Raw genomic sequence first — 17814 nt, 5'->3', positions numbered from 1 at the left:
GGGGGGATCGAGGGCGTGATGCTGCCGAGGGGGCAGCCACGCAGGAGATCCTAAATGTCCGACCTCTTCCATTCGGCCGATGCCGCCGATCGCTCCGCCGCACGACATCTGCTACCGCATATCGCGTCGGGCGAACCCGTCACACGGCGTATACTGAACGAGGCGATGACCTTCGGCTATGGCGGCTCCGACGCCGAGGGGCGCTGGACCCAGCGCACGAGCTTTGAAGTCCTCGAACATGCGCTCGCGCTCCACCTGCGCCAGGCAGGCCACCAACTCGCATCGCTCAGCGATGTCGCGCCGATCATCGAGCTCATGAGTCGCTTGCCCACCCAGACGGTTCGCAGCGAAGAACAGCTCGAATGGCAGCAGTTTTCGACGCCGGCTGACATCGCGGCTGTGGCTGCGCTCCTCGCCAACGTCCAGTCCGACGACATCATCCTGGAGCCGAGCGCCGGGAACGGTCTGCTCGTCGCACAGATCGGCCATCACGAGGCGCTCCAGCTGAACGAGCTAGACCCCGCGCGGCGCGACAGGCTGAGCGCCATCTTCCCAAATGCCGCGATATCGGGCCATGATGGTGCAACGATCAACTCGACCCTGGCGAACAGCGCCCGGCCATCGTTGATCCTGATGAACCCTCCCTTTTCGCGCTCCTTTGGTCGCGGCGCTGACGATTTTGCCGCCGTGCGCCATCTGCAGGCAGCGCTCCGCCGCCTCCAGCCCGGTGGCCGACTCGTCGCGATCATGCCCGACTGGTTCGGCCCGAGTGCTCGGATGCGCGACCAGTATGAAACGGTGCTCCGCGACGTCACCGTTCGAACCGCGATCCGTCTCGAAAAATGCTACCTGAAGCACGGCACCTCAATCGCCGTCCGCCTGTTCGTTATCGACAAGGTGCCAGGCGCGTCTCCGCCCGCAATCATCCAGCGATCATCGGTTGCGGATCTCCTGAATGTCCTGACGATCCCCGATCGCGCTCACCTGCGCGCAGATCCTCCCGCTGCGCCGCCCAAGCGATCGACCGGCATCTCGATGTTTCGGGCCGTCAAAAGCAGCCGGCCGCAGCCTCGCAGGTATCATGCCCCCGTCCGCAACGACGTCCTTCCGGTCGACTATGCCAGACTGGAAATTCCGGCACCGCTCCTCGAACAATCCGGCGTCTACTTGCCGTATCGGCCGAGCCGCATCGTTTTCGATAAGGCGGGCGAACACCCCACCGCGCTCGTCGAATCCGTAGCAATGGGGTCGATCCCGGCGCCGATCCCGACCTACGTTCCGTCATTGCCCGAGCGCACGGTCATCGAGCGGCTCCTGTCGTCGTCTCAGCTCGAGACCGTTGTCTACGCCGGGCATGCCTGGAGCCAGACGCTGCCGGGACGTTTCAAGCCCGACAACGAAGGCGTCGGCCTTGTGCTCACAGAAGACGGCGCGCCTTTTCGCAAGGGCTTCTTCCTCGGCGACGGCACCGGAGCGGGTAAAGGTCGCCAGATCGCAGCCTGCATTCTCGACAACTGGCTACAAGGCCGCCGTCGGAACATCTGGGTCACCAAGAACGCACCTCTTCTGGAGGATGCCCGGCGGGACTGGACCGCGCTCGGTGGCGTTGCCGGCGACATTCAGCCTGTCTCCAACTGGAAGATCGACGAGCCGATCAAGCTCGATCAGGGGGTTCTTCTGGTCACATATCCGACCCTGCGTTCGATGCGCGGCAACAGCAGTCGATTGAAGCAGATCGTCGACTGGGCCGGTTCCGATTTCGAAGGCGTCATCGCGTTCGATGAAGCGCACGAAATGGGCGGCGTTGCGGGCGGGGAGGGGGCTCTCGGCGCCAAAGAGGGTTCGCAGCAAGGCATATGCGGCGTTCTCCTGCAAAACCAGCTCCCCGGCGCGCGTGTCCTCTATGCCTCGGCGACTGGCGCTTCTGACGTCAACAATCTTGCCTATGCGGTGCGGCTCGGTCTGTGGGGCCCCGAAACCGCGTTCGCCGATCGCGAGCAGTTCATCAGCAGCATCCGAAAGGGCGGCATTGCCGCGATGGAGCTGGTTGCGCGAGATCTGAAGGCGACCGGCCTCTACATGGCGCGCGCCCTCAGCTTTGCCGGGGTCGAATATGAAATCCTCCGACACGAGCTGACCGACGCGCAGATCGAGATCTACGACACCTATGCCGAGGCATGGTCGATCATCCTCCAGAACATGGAGAGGGCACTCGAACTCACCGGAGTGGTCGATGGGTTGGAGAACGCCACCCTCAATAGCGGCGCCAAGGCTTCGGCACGGTCCAGATTTGAATCGACTAAGCAGCGCTTCTTCGGCCAGGTTCTCTTGTCGATGAAGCTCCCGACCGTGATCGCGGCCGTCAGGGAGCATCTGGCGAAGAAGCAGTCGGTCGTGCTGCAGCTTGTGACAACGGCGGAGTCCATTCTCGACCGCCGACTAGGGGCGCTCAGCCCCGACGAGCGGGCCGAACTCGAGATCGACCTGTCCCCGCGCGAGTTCCTCTAATGTTGAGCTCAACATTACACATATTCTTTGCAGTCGCAGTTTATGTCGAGCGTGGTGGCGGGAGGCGCAGGTTTCCTTCGGTTTTCCATGATTTCACTCCAGATAATTACGGTTCCCTCGACCTCAACAAGTCGAAGGAACCAACATGCGATCAAGATCATCATTGCCGTTTCGAGCGGCCCCGCTCCGGGTCGAAGACCCGCCCAGTCACGGCACCCTTCTCACCACATTCCTCTCCTCTCAGTCGCTCGACGAGAAGTCAGGCTGTGCGGTTCTGTATGGCGCGGCGGTCCGCCATTTCCTGCATTGGCTGGGCCTGCATAGGATCGCCATCCGCACGATTGACGATCGGGCTGTCCGGCGGTTCGAAAAGCATGGGTGCCGGTGCCACCGGTATTCGGCGCAGCAAGCGCACTACAAGGCTGACCAAGCAGCAAGGGTCAGGCGCTTCGTCCGGTTCCTGGAAGATCAAGGCTACGTCGAAGTCGACGACGGGATCGACGATCTGCCACGGCACCTCGCCGACTATTCCGATGCGATCGATCGCCTGCAACTTGCCGAGGGACCGGCACAGGCCTATCGGTCCGAGGCCGAGCATTTCGTGGCCTGGCTTCGCATGGCGCGGCGCCAATGGATCGATATCGATGACACGATCATCGACCACTATGCAGCGCATGATTGCCGATGCCCGGTCTGGCGCAAGCGGGGCAAGTTGGTCGCAACGGGCACCAAGCGGCGGCGGCGATGCGCACGGCACTTCGTCGAGTTCCTGCGAGGCCGGGGCGCCATCCCATTGGTTGAACCGGTGGCGGACGATGACCCGCACATGTCGGCTTACTTGGCATGGCTCAAGCAACACCGCGGCGCCACGGACGAGACGATCCGGCGCTACCGGACCGATATCAGACGGCTCATGCCAATGCTGGGCGAGCCTTCGCAATGGGATGCCGCCGGACTCAGGAGCGCATTCCAACGACGAAGCAAGGAGACGCCGGGGTCGGCATCGCTGCTCGTCACGATAATGAGGAGCTACATCCGGTTTCTGGTCGTGCGTGGCGAGTGCCGGCCGGCATTGTTGCATGCAGTTCCATCAGTACAGCGCTACCGCCTTTCGACGCTGCCGCGCCACGTCGACCCGGCAACGATCGAGAGGATCATTGCGGCCTGTCCGACAGATCGTCCGGTGGAAGTCCGGGACAAGGCCATCATTCTCCTGCTCGCCAGGCTCGGCCTGCGGGCTGCCGATATTCAGAACATGCGTCTCGACGACATCGACTGGCGATCCGGCCACCTGACGGTCAAGGGCAAGACGCGTCGACCGGACCGCCTGCCATTGCCGCAGGATGTTGGCGACGCGATCCTGGCATATCTTGCGGCAGCCCGCCCGAAGGCCGCCGAAGAGCATCTGTTCCTGCGTGCACAAGCACCGTTTCGGCCATTCCGCTCGTCCGCTGAGATAGCGGGCATCGTCGCTCGTACGCGCGACCGCGGTGGGATCGAAGGAGTGCCGACCGGGTCGCACATATTCCGGCATTCGCTTGCCACCAACCTGCTGCGCGCGGGCGCAGGCCTGGAGTCCGTCGGGACCATCCTGCGTCACAGCTCGCCCGAGACCACTGCCATCTACGCCAAGGTCGATCTGCCGATGCTCATGAAGATCGCGCAGCCCTGGCCGGGAGAACAGTCATGCTGAACATCCACATTTCCAGATACGTGGCGCTGCATCGCAGCCTCGGGCTGAAGTTCTCTGAACAGGAACGCATGCTGCGCCTGTACGCCGCCTACGCCGGGGGTTTCGGCGATCGGCACACTCAGGTCCAGCGCATCTACGACTGGTGCCATACGTCGAGCTCACAATATGTGGCCCGCCGGAGGTTCGACACCGCACGTAACTTCAGCCTTTTCGCTCACGCCGAAGATTCAGGCCACGAAGTTCCGCCTGCCGGCGTCTTCGGTCGGGGCAAGCGGCCACGCCCGACGCCGACCATCATTGAGCCGGACCAGGTGCGGGCGATCATGACTGCTGCATTGGACGTTCCACCCCAAGGCACGATCAGCCCACACACGTACCATTACCTGTTCGGGCTGCTGGCGGCGACAGGTCTCCGGATTTCCGAGGCCCTCGCATTACAATGCAAAGATCTGGTCGAGGATGGCCTGATCGTCCGCAACGGCAAGTTTGGCAAGCAGCGGCTGATTGCCTTGCAGCCATCGACGCGCCAAGCACTCGAAGCCTATCTCGCCCTCCGCGAGAAGCACGCGGCCAGGGGCAACGACCTGTTCGTCACTATCCGGGGACGGGCACCGCACAAGGTGCGCGCCCACGTCGTGTTCGTCAGATTGGCCCGGCAGCTCGGATATCGTGGACCAACCGGTACGGCGGGCATGCGACTCCACGATCTGCGGCACACCTTCGCTGTCCGTTCCCTTGAGTCCTGCCCACCTGACAGGGAGGCCATCGCTCACCACATGGCCGGTCTCAGTGTCTATCTGGGGCACGCGTCGGTCGCCAACACGTACTGGTATCTCGAGGCCACTCCGGTGCTGCTGCGCGACATTGCGGCTGCGAGCGAGCAGCTTTACCGGGGAGAGGCGGCATGACGGCGCTCGCTCCGCATCTCTCGGCATACCTGCGTGAGCATCTGCCACGCGAACGTGCTGTCAGCCCGCACACAGTGAAGACTTATGCCAACTGCTTCGTCCTCCTCGTTCAGTTCGCTGCCGATCGGCTGAAGCGTCGGCCGACCGATCTTGAGATCGAGGATCTCGGCCCCGACATGATCATGGCTTTCCTGGACCATGTCGAGACCGGGCGCGGCAGCTGTGTGCGGACCCGCAATGGCAGGCTCGCCGCGATCCGGTCCTTCTTCCGGTACATCGAGTATCGGATTCCGGCCTGCCTGGATCTGGCCCTCCGCGTCAGATCGATCCCGACCAAGAAGACCGACAAGGCGCTGATCGACTACCTCGACCGGGCCGAGATCAAGGCTTTGCTCGATGCCCCGGATCCCCGGACACGCCTTGGCACCCGCGATCGCGCGATGCTGCATCTGGCCTATGCCGGCGGGCTGAGAGTGTCGGAACTCGTAACGCTGCAGCTGCGCGATTTCCCGGACCGCTCCCTGTCCACCGTGCACATCATGGGCAAGGGTCGGCGTGAACGGGTCCTGCCGCTCTGGAAAGAGACCCAGTTCGTATTGCGCGCGTGGCTTGCGATACGGCCCGACGCGCAAGCTGCCGAGATATTCCTCAATGCCAACGGGCAGCCCATGACCCGCGACGGATTTGCGTTCCGTTTGGCCGAGCACGTCAAGACCGCGGCAACGAAGCAGCCGTCGATCCTTGGCAAGCGGGTTACGCCGCACGTGCTGCGGCATTCCTGTGCGATGCACACGCTCGCGGCGACCGGGGACATTCGCAAGGTTGCATTGTGGCTCGGCCACGCCAGCATCCAGAGCACCGAGACCTATTTGCGCGCCGATCCCGAGGAGAAGCTGCAAATCCTCGCGGCTCACGGCGCACCCGCCATCAGGCCCGGGCGCTTCAAGCCGCAAAGCGACGATCTACTATCAATGCTTCAGGAAATACGTGCAGGAGGTCATGTCAAAATTTGACACAGGTCCGCATCGCAGTTCGAAGCGCCAGTGGCGCTCCCGCCAACAAAGCTTCGCCTTCGAGGCGGCCGTTGATGCGTAGCATAACCGAACCGTTTTGACGGAGAAGCATCGGAATGAGTTGGGAACCAGTGAGGTTGGCCTGCCAAAACGTGCTCTGAGCGTTCGCGCGGCCGGTCGGAATGTCAATTAATCGACCAGCAAAATTCCATGTAACCGTAACGCGCGGCACCGTCGCGGGCTTGTTAAGGAGCATGGCCATCATGGGGCGGTTGCCTTCACAAAACAGGCTAAACGACTTGATGTTTGGCGAAGCAGCTACATCGACATAGGCCATTGGGGCGCGACCTTGGACCGGCACGACCTCCCAAGCAGTCCCAGGCAGCGGCACTGCGTCCTCAGGTGGGCTGTCCATAAGCAGGCGAGCAATGTCCTGGGGCACGGGCAAGCGGCCTCCTTGAGGCGCATAGACCGTCAACTTTCCCTTTTCCCAAAGGCCAATTTGAACAGCACGGCGATTTGCATCAAGCAAAACATAGGCTTGCTCTACACCGCCTTGATGCGGCGCATTTCCCGTAACCCAATAGAGAGATCCTTGTCGTTGGAGACCGGATATCGCCGAAAGATTGCTGGCCAGCAGGTCTATTTTGCGGCCCAAACGCGAACGTATCGCGTCAGCTATCGGACCACTTGTCAAAAGATCTATTCCGTTGGGATCGGAATCACTTTGGAATTTTCCTATGGAACTCGCAAGATTGGTCCAGGCTAGCGGCGTCGGTTTTCCCAAGACTGGCCTTGCTTGCAGAGGTGCTTTTGAAGCAGCAGATGCCGGCCCAGACCCCTTGCACAAGAGCAGTGGGGATTGCGACACGAGCGCTGACTTGAACGGATCCAGGCGCTGTCCAGGCGCGACGTCTGCTTCAAGGCGGACTACGCCTCGCTTTTCGTCGTCATTGACCGTCAAGATCACGCGTCCGAAATCGTTGGCATTGACAGGAAAAGGAAAAAAGACCGCGCTAACGCCTTCATAGGTCGGGCCAAGAAACGAAGCCGCGTACTCAAACCGGGTGCTTTTTACAGTCTGACCAGACGCTTTGAAAGTAAAGCCGGTTTCGTTGATCTCAAGGCTCGCCCCTCGAGAGCAATCGCCACGCGGCGCATACGAGCCATAGCTTCCTTCGAGATCCATGCCTTTTAATGACGTCAATGTCACTGCGCCTGCGACGCCGGGCAAGCCCAGAAAAATCCCTGCGAGAAAAACGATAATGGGGCGCTTGGGCAGTTTGTTCGGCATGGCAGATCTCCATGGCGGACAGCCTTGCATCGGGACCTCGATTGAAAGCGACGAACGACTGCCTCGGGGATTTTCTACAACCTGCACCATTCCAGCGGTGCCGACAATCCTAACGGCCCCAGCATTCAACCTTGTCAGGCAATTATCTGGAGTGAAATCATGGAAAACCGAAGGAAACCTGCGCCTCCCGCCGCCACGCTCGACATAAACTGCGACTGCAAAGAATATGTGATCGACTATCTCGAGCGAGCCTTCCCCACCCGGCAGATGCGGGTCTTCACCGACGATACGGGCGCCCAGCGCTCGCTTCCGATGGAGGACGAGGCCGGCAATCCTGTCCACAACCCGGAAGCGGAGGCGGCGCGCGCCGCGCTGATCGAGCAGCTCTGCGCATTACCGCCGATCGTGTCGGCGCTCGATGGTCTCCTTGAGCAGTTCGGCCATGACAATGTCGCCGAGGTGACCGGGCGAACCAAGCGCCTAGTCTCGACCGGGGACGGCCGGCAGAAGCTCGAGACCCGTTCGACGAGGACCAGCCAGGCCGAAGCTTCCGCGTTCATGCACGGCCGGAAGCGCACGCTCATCTTCTCGGATGCTGGCGGAACGGGGCGATCCTATCACGCCTCCCTCGACGTGCCGAACCAGGAGCAGCGCGTTCACCTGCTCCTCGAGCCGGGATGGCGCGCCGATCGCGCAATCCAAGGCCTTGGCCGCACGCATCGCACGCATCAGGCCAGCACGCCGCTCTTCCGACCCGTGACCACCGATTGCAAAGGCGAACTGCGCTTCACCAGCACTATCGCTCGCCGGCTCGATAGTCTCGGCGCGCTGACCAGAGGTCAACGACAGACTGGGGGGCAGAACCTGTTCGATCCCGCCGACAATCTCGAAAGCGAATATGCCTGCGCGGCACTGGTCAGCTGGTTCCACCTTCTCGTCCGGGGCAAACTGAAAAGCGTTTCGCACGCGGAATTCGAACGGCGGACCAGTCTGGAGCTTTGCGACAAGGACGGCGTGCTAAAAAACGAGCTTCCGCCCATTCAGCGGTGGCTCAATCGCATCCTCGCCTTGCCGATCGGCCTGCAGAACAGCATCTTCGACGAGTTTCTATCGCTCGTGGAGACTCGCGTCTCTGCAGCGCGCGATGCGGGTCGTCTGGATATCGGCGTGGAGACGGTTCTGGTCGATACTGCCACGCTGGTCGACGACACGCTGCTGCGGACAGACCCCGTCAGCGGAGCGACCTCGCATCTCCTCACGATCGAGATCGCACGACGGCGCATTCCAGTGTCGCTCGAACGGATCCTCCACATCGCCCAACATGATGCGACCGCGCAGTTCCTGATCAACGGCAAGTCCGGCATGGTCGCGCTGCAGACCCGGGCGCGCTCGCTAATGGAGGAGAAAGAGGGCACGCCTATTCCCCGCTTCGAACTCATGCGGCCCACCCGGCGAGAGTATATGCGTGAGGACGAGCTGTTCGAGAGCGCCTGGACAATCATCGACCGCGACAGCTTTTCGGCCAAGTGGACAGAGGAAGCGGCTGACGCCGCCACCAAGGTCGATACCGAGACGATCCGCCTGGCGACCGGATTGCTGCTGCCAATCTGGTCTGCACTCCCGAGTGACCATCTCGTCGTGAACCGCATCGCCGACGAGGCCGGCAACAGCTGGCTCGGTCGTCTGGTGTTCGACGACCACGTCGTGCAGCTCTTCACGAAGCTCGGCATCGATCGGGCTGAGAACCTGCCTCCGGCTGACATCGCCAAGTCCGCATTGTCCGGACGGAGTGTCGACCTCGCACGGCCATTCCCCATGACGATTAAGCGCGCGCTCGTGAACGGGTCGCCGCGCATCGAACTGGTCGGTGCTCCGCCGCAGCAGCTGCCCTGGCTGAAAACCATGGGCTGTTTCACCGAGGTCATCCAGTACCGGACGCGCGTGTTCCTGCCGCTCTCCGACGCGGCGGAGCTACTGGATCAAATATTGAAGTGAGGCCGGGCTGCGGCACCCGATGGCTAGCTTACTTCACCTCGTTGAGGAAGGTTCGCATCGCCTTTCGGAATTGGAACAGCGGCACGAACCCGATTTCGAGCCGCTCACCGTCTTTGGGCGGCGGGACGACGAACGTGCTGACGATCTTGATCGACTTCTCGTTCCACCGCCCACCGGCATGGCACAAGACATTTCGGGCCGCGATCAGTTCAAGGCAACCTTGCTTCGACCATTCGTATTGGGGGTCGAGGTGCGTCGCCAGCTTTTCGACTTTTGATTGCGGAAAGGGTCCAGCGGTCTCGGAGCGAGCCGTAAGAATGTCGTCCATCATTCCGTCGAGGATCACGACCAGATCTTGGATGAGCATCTGAACGACCTGGCGCGCAATGCCCTCGAAATGCTTGTTCGGGTCACGCCTGAAGACGACCTTGTTTCGCCCCATCGGCTGAGCGGCGAGGACGGAATTGTACGACCAACCCTTTGGAAGCCAGCTTTCGGCTTCGACTATACGGTCGGACAGCGTCTCCAACGCGCCGAACTCCTGCTCTCGCGCCAGACTTAGCGAATGGATGAGCGTGTAGAGCGTGCTCGTCCAAACATTCACTCGGTCCCAGTCCATGGCAGATCCCCCAAACCATCGTTGTCCTTCGTAACCTGCATTGCGCGCACTGCGCGTCAAAATTGCACGACCCCTGATCGGCCCAGGGAGAGAGGGGAGGGGGAGCGGGGGTGGGTGTCCGGATTTCGCCGGATGCCACGAGGAGTTACCCCAGTGATCCAGACCATCAAGCTCAACAAGCTTCGGCTTTCGCCGATCAATGTCCGCACTGCGCCCGACGAGCAGCTGCAGATCGAACCCATGGCCGCCAGCATCGAGGCCAAGGGCGTTCTGCAGAACCTGCTGGTTACGCCCGCAAAGAAGCCCCGCGGCACGTATGAGGTGTTCGACGGCGGCCGTCGCTGGCGCGCGATGCAACTGCTCGTTCAGCGCGGCACCATCGTCGATAGCGAGTATGACGTGCCCGTCATGGTGCTGACCGGCGACGACGCCGAGCTCTCCGAGACGTCGACCGCCACGAACTTCCACCAGCTCAAGATGACGCCGGCGGAAGAGTGCCGCGCATTCCAGCACTTCATCGGCAAGAGCGGCGATATTGACGCGGTCGCCAAGCGCTTCGGCGTGACGCGCCGGTTCGTCGAGGGCCGGCTGCGACTTGCTTCGCTGGCCGAGCCGATTTTCGAGGCGCTCAGCAAAAGCGAGATCACGCTCGATATCGCCAAGGCCTACGCGTCGACCGAGAACCAGGAGAAGCAGCTGCTCGTCTGGTCCAGCTACCAGCACAGCCATGTGACTGCCGACACGATCCGCCGCGTCATCGCCAATGAGTCGCTTAAGGCGAACGATCCGATCGCGATGCTCGTCGGCGAGGGCCGCTACTGCGAAGCGGGCGGCAAGGTCGACGGCGACCTGTTCACCGACGGCAACGACCGCTGGATCGATCCCGAGATCGCCCATCGGCTCGCCGGCGAGATCATGGAGACCGAAGCCAAGCGCATCGGTGAGGAAACCGGGCTCGCCTGGATCCGCTCGATTGCCAGCAACTATGCGCACAACGCGGCGCACGGTCTGTACCGTGCGATCCTCCAGCAGCCGGAGTTGACCGAGGAGCAGGCCACCCGCCTGGTCGAGATCGAAGAACGTCGGATCTATCTAGAGGGCGAGATGCAGGACGAGTCCCTCACCGAGGACGAGTTTAAGGCATTCGACCAGGAAGATGATCGCCTGATCGCCGAGGCCGAAGCGATCGAGAATCGTGCTCCGGTTCTGCCCGAGGAGCTGAAGGCGCATGTCGGCGCGTTCCTGCTCCTGACGCCGCAGGGCGAGATGCGTCTCGACACGCAGTATTACAGCGAGCACGAAATCCTGATCGAGAGGCCCGCCAGCGGCGACGAGACGGCCGATGGCGAGGGTGATGATGGTGCCGATCGCTATTCGAGCGGTGGGTTCCGCATCGGCGGTAGCGGCCCGGCCGCGCCCACCTATCGTCCCGAGGCCGTGGCACCGGGTGGCAAACCGCTCAGCGCCCGCCTCTACGATGAACTCGCGATCCAGCGGCGCGACATCCTCGCATCCTGCCTGCTCGCTCAGCCTGCCCTGGCACTCGACTATGCACTGTTCGTCATGGTCGACGCGCGGACGACCTCGCCGAGCCGATACAGCTCCAGCTCCACCCGGTACGGCACGACGATCCGCGCGGGCGGCCCGCAGGATCCCGTCACGGGAGACATGCCGACTTCGCGCGCGCGCGAATATCTCGCGGAGGCGCACGACGGGCTCGATGCGACATGGACAGAGCGCGACAACGAGGTCGAGCGGTTTGAGGCGTTCCGCGCGCTCGACGACGACAGCAAGGCGAACTGGCTCGCCTATATCGTCGCGCTGTCGCTCGAGGCGAAACCCGGGATGTCGAACGAGCAAATCCCGCTCCAGAACCGCCTTGCCTCCATCCTCGAAATCGATGTCGCAAGCTGGTGGCGGCCCACCTCGGACAACTTCTTCGACCGGGTGAACAAGGGCAGCATTCTGACCCTGCTGACCGACGTCGGCGGACCGGCCCTCACGGTCCGACATGCCTCGCTCAAGAAGACCGAGATCTCGGAGAGCTGTCAGAAGCTCTTCGCCGGCGAGACGATCGTCGAGCCCGAGGTCAAGGAGGCGGCCCTTGCCTGGGTTCCGAACGCCATGCGCTTCCTGGATCACGACAACACGGCCCCCGCAGATCCCACCGAAGGCGATGATGGCGGTGCTTCGGACGACGGCATGGCCGGGGCCGAGGACGCCGAGACAAGCGATGACTTGGTCGCGCCGGTCGACGCCGATGAGGCAATCGCCGCCTGACCAACCCGGTGTCGGGGCAGCCCGCGCGGCGGTCCCGACTTCACCGACAAGACCAGATCGACCGTCGGTGCGCGCGTCGCGCCGACGGTCTCTTTCGACCTCGCGATCGGAGTTGTCCCATGCGCCCCAACCAAAAGCCAAGCCGCGATGTCGCGGCCGAGATCACCAATCTCATCATCCGCAAACTGGAAGAAGGCGTCCTCCCTTGGAGCCGTCCTTGGCGGGTGACGGGCGCTGGAGGCCGGCCCCTGCGGCATTGCGGCACGCCGTACACCGGCATCAACACCGTGTACCTCTGGGCGATCGCCGACGCCAACGGCTGTCGGTCGCGCTACTGGATGACCTATCGCCAGGCCGAGGCACTTGGCGGGGTTGTCCGTCGCGGTGAACACGGATCGCTATCGGTCTATTATTCGAGCTTCAAGAAGACCGAAGCGAACCCGGTGACCGGTGCCGAAAGCACGAAGAACATCCGCTTCCTGCGCCACTACATCGTTTTCAATGCGGATCAGATCGACGGTCTTCCCGCCTATTATTATCCGGCGGCCGAGGATCCCGCGCCGATTGACCCTTCGATCCGGCAGTCGGGGATCGACGCGTTCTTCGACGCGATCCCCGCCGACGTCCGCCACGGCGGCGATCGTGCCTTCTTCCAGCCAACCCTCGATTACATCCAGATGCCGCACCCGCGGTCGTTCAAGTCGATGGATCATTATGCGTCGGTCCGCGCACATGAGACGACGCACTGGTCTGGCGGGACCGCACGCCTCGCGCGGACCTTCGGCAAACGGTTTGGCGACAAGGCCTACGCCTTCGAGGAACTCGTCGCCGAGATCGGCAGCGGTCTCGTGTGCGCCCATCTCGGGCTGCCGAACGAGCTGCATGACAATCATGCCAGCTATGTCGCCCACTGGTTGGGGATTCTGCGCTTCGACAAGACGGCCATCATTCACGCCGCGTCGAAGGCCGAACAGGCGTTCAACTACCTGCTCGGCTTTAGCGATAGCTCGCCTGACGCGGCGCCCGACCATGTCGTAGCCGCTGACATCGAACCGCTCGCCGAGGCCGCCTGAGCCTCTTCATCGATAAAACAAGGAGACGATCCATGGGATGGCTCACAATGCCCTTCCGCTCGATGGGCGGACATACCTCGGCCAAAGCCTATCTCGATGACCAGTTCACCTATAGCCGGTCGGTCGACGGGGGCACGGCTGGCCTTCGGGTGCTCGCGTCATCATGCCCCAAGAACCGCACCTACTATGCCGCGGTTCAGGTAATGACCAACGGAATCGGCGGCGACGTGTTCGCGGTAGTCTGCCTGCTCGCCTGGAATCATCGCAGCACAACCGGCGAGCAGTTCGGATACAAGGATATGACCGAGAGCATGGGGCCGAATGCGGCAGAGTGCCCCAAGCATATTCTCGATCTGCTTACGCCAACCGACAAGGAGTTCGCCCTCGACTGGCGCCGGCGATGTTCCGAGAACCTGGCCCGCCGCAGCCGCAAGGTTGCCGACGGCGATCGCGTCAGGTTCGCGGAGCCACTTTCCTTCACCGACGGCCATACCGGGCAGGAGTTCATTGTCGAGCGCCGGGGCAGACGTCTCAGCTTCCGCGATCCGGACGGACACGGTCGCTACCGGATCCGGAACTTCATGCAGAGCCGCTGGGACATCGTCCCCGTCACCAAGGTCCACAAGACGATCTTTGCCTGAGCCGACGTCACGGTATCATGCAGCTCGAAGAGGATCAGTCATGTCCGTCCCGATGTCCGCCCTGTCGCCAAAGCGGCTGCTGCTCTGCAGCCGTGAGAATGCTGATCGCGTTGCTTCCCGGCTGTTCGACGAACGCCCTGGCCGCGTCAGTATCGTTCTGACTGGCAATCCGCTGCAACCCTTTCGGGTGTCGACGTCGCCGGCATTCGACGATCATGTCGTGGTGGAGATGGTTTCTTGATGCCGCGCGCATTCGCAACTCGTCTGGCCGCCCTCGCGATTGCTGCGGCCTGTTCGCCGGCGGAAACACAAACATTCGATGCGAAGACGCGTGCGCTCGATGGTGACACGGTCGCGGTCGACTTTCGGCTGCTGGGCGTCGATGCCTTCGAGCGGCGCCAGCTTTGCCAGATGGCATCTGGCTGCTGGGAGTGCGGCAAGGCCGCGCAGGACTTCTCCGCGAGGGCGTTGCGCGACAAGACAGCCACCATCCGCCTTACTCCAACCAGTTCCTATGGTCGGCCAGTCGCCATCGTCACCGTCGACGGCGCTGATCTCGGCGAGCGCCTGATCCGGGCCGGCCTCGCTGTTCCCGCAACACAGTATCTTCGGGCGGACCCGCAGCGCGCCTCGCGCTACAGCGCCGCTTTCGCTCAGGCAAAAGCCAGCCGGGCAGGGGCGTTCAGGGGCACCTGGATCGATCCGTCACGATGGCGGGGCGGTGAGCGCCTTGCATGCGAACGCCGCCCGTCAGGCCGTTAGCGATGGATCGGCCCACCAGGAGGGTCCCTGTTCGAACGTGCTGTCGAACGAAATCAACGGGCCATCCGGCGCGTCCGCCACATAGGGGTTCGTGAGCGGCATCCGCGTCTCGCCGAGGCGCTTTTGTTCGCCCGCGACACGGCCGCGTCGCTCCAGCAGATCTTCGAGCCACTCGAGATCGTCGAGCATCGCGACCACCCCGCGTCCCGCGAGGCAGAAATAGACGCAGCGTTGAAAATCGTCCGATCCATCGCTAGCAAGGATTGCAGACAGCTTTGCCTTTGCAGCGGGCACGCCTTCGTGGACCCAGCTCACTGCCTCCCTCAGCTCACGGACTGAGTAATAGGCGTCCTCGACGTCCATCCCGATCGCGGCATTGGCGATCATGCGCCGCGTCGGTCGGTTCAACTCGTCGAGCGCCGCATCGCGCAGCGCGATGTCGAGGTCAAACCGGTTCCGAAAAGTCGACGTTCGCATGGCAATCCTCCTGCGATACGGAACATATCATGAACAACGGGCGCCGTCAACTGCTGCTGCGCTGGCGTTCAGGCTGCCCGTCGAAACGTCAGATTGTACCGCAACGCCCCAGTCAGCGCGTGTTCGCTGTGCCTGAGCGTATCCACGCCATGGTAGGTCAACCTGGCCGCTCCGCCCCAAACGACCACGTCGCCATGACGCACGGTGATCCGGCGCGGCCGGTCTCTGCGGCGCTGGCCGCCCCACAGGAATGTCGCATCCACACCGAGGGACACCGACACGATCGGCTGATCGAGGTTGCGCTCATCCCGGTCCTGATGGAGCGAGAGCTTCGCGCCCGGCTCATAGCGATTGATGAGACAGGCCTCCGGCGCAAATCCGTCGAACCCTGCCGTTGCCGCAGCTCTGCTCGCCAGATCGACGAACGCCGCTGGCATCGATGGCCACGCTTGCCCGCTTAGCGGGTCGGCCTCCCCATATCGATAGCCGCGACGGTTCGAGATCCAACCCAACCGACCGGCATTGGTCATCGCCACCGACATGCGCCCCCCACCCGGGGTCTCGAGATGGCGAAAGGGAGCGATCGCAGCGATCTCCTCAATCGCGCTCACCAGTGTGTCCGCGACCGGAAGCGCGAAACCGGCGAGCAGCACCGCTCCATCGTCAAGCTCCGCGTCCCGGCGATCGAAGGCGAAGAGGTCGCTCATTCTGTCGGAACGTAATGAGAACAAGAGGCGCGGTCAAACCCGGCTGCGCGCAAGGGAGCGCCCCGCAATGTCGATCGAGATCATCATCGGTTTGCCGCATCTCAGTCAAGGGCCGATCCTCGATCGCGCGTGCACACTCCGCCGCCCGGCGCTCATTTCCGCCGACGGCCTTTCACGCTGGTCGACGCGTAGGGGATGGCGCGAATGGGCAGGTTGGGGGCTCGGGCAATTGCAGAATGCCCGTGGTCTCGAAGCTCTGTGCCTGGATTCGGCTGGGTTCGTCGCGGCGGCGCAATACGGCGGCTTCCCCTGGTCGCTCGCCGACTATGTGGCGCTGGCTGCAGCCTATCCGTTTCGCTGGTGGGCGAGTGCCGACTATTGTGTCGAGGCCGAGATCGCTCGCGACCGCGACGAGGTCGACGACCGTTTGGCGCGCACCATCCGCGCCAATCTTGATTGTCGACGCCTCGCCGAGGACCAGGGCATTGCCGACACGCTGATGCCAGTCATCCAGGGTCGCCGACCGACCGACTATGAACGCTGCGTCGATGCTCTGTGGCGCTCCATCAAACCCGGCGCGCTGATCGGCATCGGGAGCATGTGCCGGCGCGACATCCACGGGCCTGAAGGTCTCGCCGCCGTCGTCGATCATCTCGACCAGATCCTACCGGCCGGCGTCCGGTTGCACGCCTTCGGCGTCAAGGGCACGGCGTTGCCCTACCTCCTTCCATTCGCACACCGAATCGCCTCGATAGATAGCCAAGCCTACGGCGTGGGCGCACGGCGCGCCGCCCATTGCGGTGGCATCTCCAAGTCGGATGCCTTTGTCGCCGACCATCTCGAGCGATGGGTGCGCGCACAGGACGCGCGCCTCGCCAAGACGGCCCGGCGTCTGCCTCATGCAGCGCGGCAGGTCCTGGACCCGCAGCCCAGCGATCCTTGGGAAGCGGCAATCGCACAGGCGCGCGCAGAAATCCGTGAGCTCATCAAGACCGGAGAGCTCGATCATGATGAGATCACCGCTCCCTGGATCGAGCAATGGGCGGCTGATCTCTACCGAGGCCATCGCCGAGGCTGAGAGAGAAGAGAGGGGAGGGGCTGGCCGAGCGGATTTGCGCTTGAGACCGGAGGCCTTCCCCATGAACTACGACGTTGCGATGCGCCATCAGCAGGCGCTCGATCCCAGCGCGCTCACCACTATCGCTGCTGGGCTGCACGCGATCGGCGCGGCGATCACCGACTGCCGAAACGCCGGCAAGGATCCTGAACTCGATGCGGCCGTGGTGCTGCTCGTGCGCCATCTCGGTGCGATCTGCGACGCCCGGCCCGGCACCATCGCACTGCGCCGCGCCTGCGTGGATGAGATTGCCGAAATCCGGCGTCATCCGGTTCTGCGAACGCTCGCCTATCGGGGCGTCGCCTATGACGAGGCCGCGAAGCGCACCTTCCATAGCGAGGGACGCAGCGCGCTGCGCCGGCTTGCCGAAGCCTTGGGGCTGGAAGCTGAGAGCTTCGAGGTCCGCTCCAACAAGGGCGGGCCGGCGGTATCTGGCGAGGTCACGCTGCACGGCGAAGAAGCCTATGTCCAGTTGTCGCTCGGTGGGCTCGGCCACGGTCGTGAAGTACTTTACCGCCGGGTCAACGGCCGCACCGACTATTGTGGCCAGCGCAATCATTTCGCGTCGGTGACCGACCTGCTCACGCCGGATCGCTTCGCCGCCAAGCTGCGGAACGACCTTCGCTTGTCGCCCCCCGTCGGCCGGTCGGACCGGCTGTTCGCCTGATCGCACGCCCGCCATCACCTGTGGGAGTCCCACATGATCCATCATTCGCGAACTGCCGCG

At 63.1% G+C, this 17814-nt stretch carries 15 protein-coding genes and 1 pseudogene; 12 read left to right on the top strand and 4 right to left on the bottom strand.

From position 1 onward, the window contains the following. Positions 1-54 precede the first annotated feature (54 nt). The 4 genes from BRX37_RS20245 (at position 55) to BRX37_RS20230 (ending at position 6122) form a co-directional block, all read left to right on the top strand. Positions 55-2508: a strawberry notch-like NTP hydrolase domain-containing protein gene (locus BRX37_RS20245; RefSeq protein WP_125989061.1), complete on the top strand. Its 2454-nt coding sequence runs from the start codon at positions 55-57 to the stop codon at positions 2506-2508. Positions 2509-2653: 145 nt separating this feature from the next. Further along, complete coding sequence (locus tag BRX37_RS20240) at positions 2654-4201, top strand: tyrosine-type recombinase/integrase (RefSeq protein ID WP_026149763.1); 1548 nt, start codon at positions 2654-2656, stop codon at positions 4199-4201. Next, positions 4195-5109 (top strand): tyrosine-type recombinase/integrase, encoded by a 915-nt coding sequence (locus tag BRX37_RS20235; protein WP_019053427.1) that lies wholly within the window; start codon positions 4195-4197, stop codon positions 5107-5109. The genes BRX37_RS20240 and BRX37_RS20235 overlap by 7 nt, the downstream gene beginning before the upstream one ends. Then, the gene (locus BRX37_RS20230) at positions 5106-6122 is read left to right on the top strand and encodes a tyrosine-type recombinase/integrase (protein WP_019053426.1); all 1017 of its coding nucleotides are present in this window, start codon (positions 5106-5108) and stop codon (positions 6120-6122) included. Before BRX37_RS20235 ends, BRX37_RS20230 begins: the two co-directional genes overlap by 4 nt. Here BRX37_RS20230 and BRX37_RS20225 read toward each other — a convergent pair. Next, complete coding sequence (locus tag BRX37_RS20225; RefSeq protein WP_082737013.1) at positions 6112-7416, bottom strand: hypothetical protein; 1305 nt, start codon at positions 7414-7416, stop codon at positions 6112-6114. The genes BRX37_RS20230 and BRX37_RS20225 overlap by 11 nt on opposite strands. A gap of 159 nt (positions 7417-7575) precedes the next feature. Between BRX37_RS20225 and BRX37_RS20220 the strand changes: the two are divergent. Further along, positions 7576-9411: pseudogene (locus tag BRX37_RS20220) on the top strand (strawberry notch C-terminal domain-containing protein); the annotation flags it as partial. Positions 9412-9439: 28 nt separating this feature from the next. Here BRX37_RS20220 and BRX37_RS20215 read toward each other — a convergent pair. Then, positions 9440-10030, bottom strand: coding sequence for a hypothetical protein (locus BRX37_RS20215; protein ID WP_125989057.1), 591 nt, complete (start codon positions 10028-10030; stop codon positions 9440-9442). Positions 10031-10183: 153 nt separating this feature from the next. Between BRX37_RS20215 and BRX37_RS20210 the strand changes: the two genes are divergently transcribed. The 5 genes from BRX37_RS20210 to BRX37_RS20190 all read left to right on the top strand — a co-directional run bounded on the left by BRX37_RS20210 (position 10184) and on the right by BRX37_RS20190 (position 14786). Next, positions 10184-12310 carry a ParB/RepB/Spo0J family partition protein gene (locus BRX37_RS20210; RefSeq protein WP_125989055.1) on the top strand — a complete coding sequence of 709 codons (2127 nt, stop codon included), beginning with the start codon at positions 10184-10186 and terminating at the stop codon, positions 12308-12310. 119 nt (positions 12311-12429) lie between these two features. Further along, complete coding sequence (locus BRX37_RS20205) at positions 12430-13383, top strand: ArdC family protein (protein WP_125989053.1); 954 nt, start codon at positions 12430-12432, stop codon at positions 13381-13383. Between the two features lie 32 nt (positions 13384-13415). Then, a complete protein-coding gene (locus BRX37_RS20200; protein ID WP_125989051.1) occupies positions 13416-14024 on the top strand; it encodes a DUF6927 domain-containing protein in 609 nt (202 codons plus the stop codon). Between the two features lie 52 nt (positions 14025-14076). Further along, the gene (locus tag BRX37_RS20195) at positions 14077-14265 is read left to right on the top strand and encodes a hypothetical protein (RefSeq protein ID WP_318276805.1); all 189 of its coding nucleotides are present in this window, start codon (positions 14077-14079) and stop codon (positions 14263-14265) included. After that, the gene (locus BRX37_RS20190; protein ID WP_125989047.1) at positions 14265-14786 is read left to right on the top strand and encodes a thermonuclease family protein; all 522 of its coding nucleotides are present in this window, start codon (positions 14265-14267) and stop codon (positions 14784-14786) included. The genes BRX37_RS20195 and BRX37_RS20190 overlap by 1 nt, the downstream gene beginning before the upstream one ends. Here BRX37_RS20190 and BRX37_RS20185 read toward each other — a convergent pair. Continuing rightward, positions 14775-15263 (bottom strand): hypothetical protein, encoded by a 489-nt coding sequence (locus BRX37_RS20185; protein WP_125989045.1) that lies wholly within the window; start codon positions 15261-15263, stop codon positions 14775-14777. The two genes, BRX37_RS20190 and BRX37_RS20185, sit on opposite strands and share 12 nt — an antisense overlap. A gap of 68 nt (positions 15264-15331) precedes the next feature. After that, positions 15332-15970, bottom strand: coding sequence for a DNA oxidative demethylase AlkB (gene alkB, locus BRX37_RS20180; RefSeq protein ID WP_125989043.1), 639 nt, complete (start codon positions 15968-15970; stop codon positions 15332-15334). Between the two features lie 67 nt (positions 15971-16037). Here alkB and BRX37_RS20175 point away from each other — a divergent pair, with 67 nt between their 5' ends. Beyond that, positions 16038-17048 (top strand): deazapurine DNA modification protein DpdA family protein, encoded by a 1011-nt coding sequence (locus BRX37_RS20175; protein WP_125989041.1) that lies wholly within the window; start codon positions 16038-16040, stop codon positions 17046-17048. Between the two features lie 61 nt (positions 17049-17109). Continuing rightward, positions 17110-17754, top strand: a complete 645-nt coding sequence (locus BRX37_RS20170) for a hypothetical protein (protein WP_125989039.1) — start codon at positions 17110-17112, stop codon at positions 17752-17754. The last annotated feature ends 60 nt before the right edge of the window (positions 17755-17814 follow it).

It is taken from the genome of Sphingomonas sp. S-NIH.Pt3_0716 (assembly GCF_003950715.1).
In the GTDB taxonomy this organism is placed as follows: domain Bacteria; phylum Pseudomonadota; class Alphaproteobacteria; order Sphingomonadales; family Sphingomonadaceae; genus Sphingobium; species Sphingobium yanoikuyae_A.
Note: the sequence above shows the minus strand (reverse complement) of the source record. Positions and strands in the feature narration are given on the sequence as shown.

Bases quoted from the DNA above. Each gene is read 5' to 3' on its own strand.
- BRX37_RS20245 (WP_125989061.1), top strand. From the start codon at position 55: ATGTCCGACCTCTTCCATTCGGCCGATGCCGCCGATCGCTCCGCCGCA.
- BRX37_RS20240 (WP_026149763.1), top strand. From the start codon at position 2,654: ATGCGATCAAGATCATCATTGCCGTTTCGAGCGGCCCCGCTCCGGGTC.
- BRX37_RS20235 (WP_019053427.1), top strand. From the start codon at position 4,195: ATGCTGAACATCCACATTTCCAGATACGTGGCGCTGCATCGCAGCCTC.
- BRX37_RS20230 (WP_019053426.1), top strand. From the start codon at position 5,106: ATGACGGCGCTCGCTCCGCATCTCTCGGCATACCTGCGTGAGCATCTG.
- BRX37_RS20225 (WP_082737013.1), bottom strand. From the start codon at position 7,416: ATGCCGAACAAACTGCCCAAGCGCCCCATTATCGTTTTTCTCGCAGGG.
- BRX37_RS20215 (WP_125989057.1), bottom strand. From the start codon at position 10,030: ATGGACTGGGACCGAGTGAATGTTTGGACGAGCACGCTCTACACGCTC.
- BRX37_RS20205 (WP_125989053.1), top strand. From the start codon at position 12,430: ATGCGCCCCAACCAAAAGCCAAGCCGCGATGTCGCGGCCGAGATCACC.
- BRX37_RS20200 (WP_125989051.1), top strand. From the start codon at position 13,416: ATGGGATGGCTCACAATGCCCTTCCGCTCGATGGGCGGACATACCTCG.
- BRX37_RS20195 (WP_318276805.1), top strand. From the start codon at position 14,077: ATGTCCGCCCTGTCGCCAAAGCGGCTGCTGCTCTGCAGCCGTGAGAAT.
- BRX37_RS20190 (WP_125989047.1), top strand. From the start codon at position 14,265: ATGCCGCGCGCATTCGCAACTCGTCTGGCCGCCCTCGCGATTGCTGCG.
- BRX37_RS20185 (WP_125989045.1), bottom strand. From the start codon at position 15,263: ATGCGAACGTCGACTTTTCGGAACCGGTTTGACCTCGACATCGCGCTG.
- alkB (WP_125989043.1), bottom strand. From the start codon at position 15,970: ATGAGCGACCTCTTCGCCTTCGATCGCCGGGACGCGGAGCTTGACGAT.
- BRX37_RS20175 (WP_125989041.1), top strand. From the start codon at position 16,038: ATGTCGATCGAGATCATCATCGGTTTGCCGCATCTCAGTCAAGGGCCG.
- BRX37_RS20170 (WP_125989039.1), top strand. From the start codon at position 17,110: ATGAACTACGACGTTGCGATGCGCCATCAGCAGGCGCTCGATCCCAGC.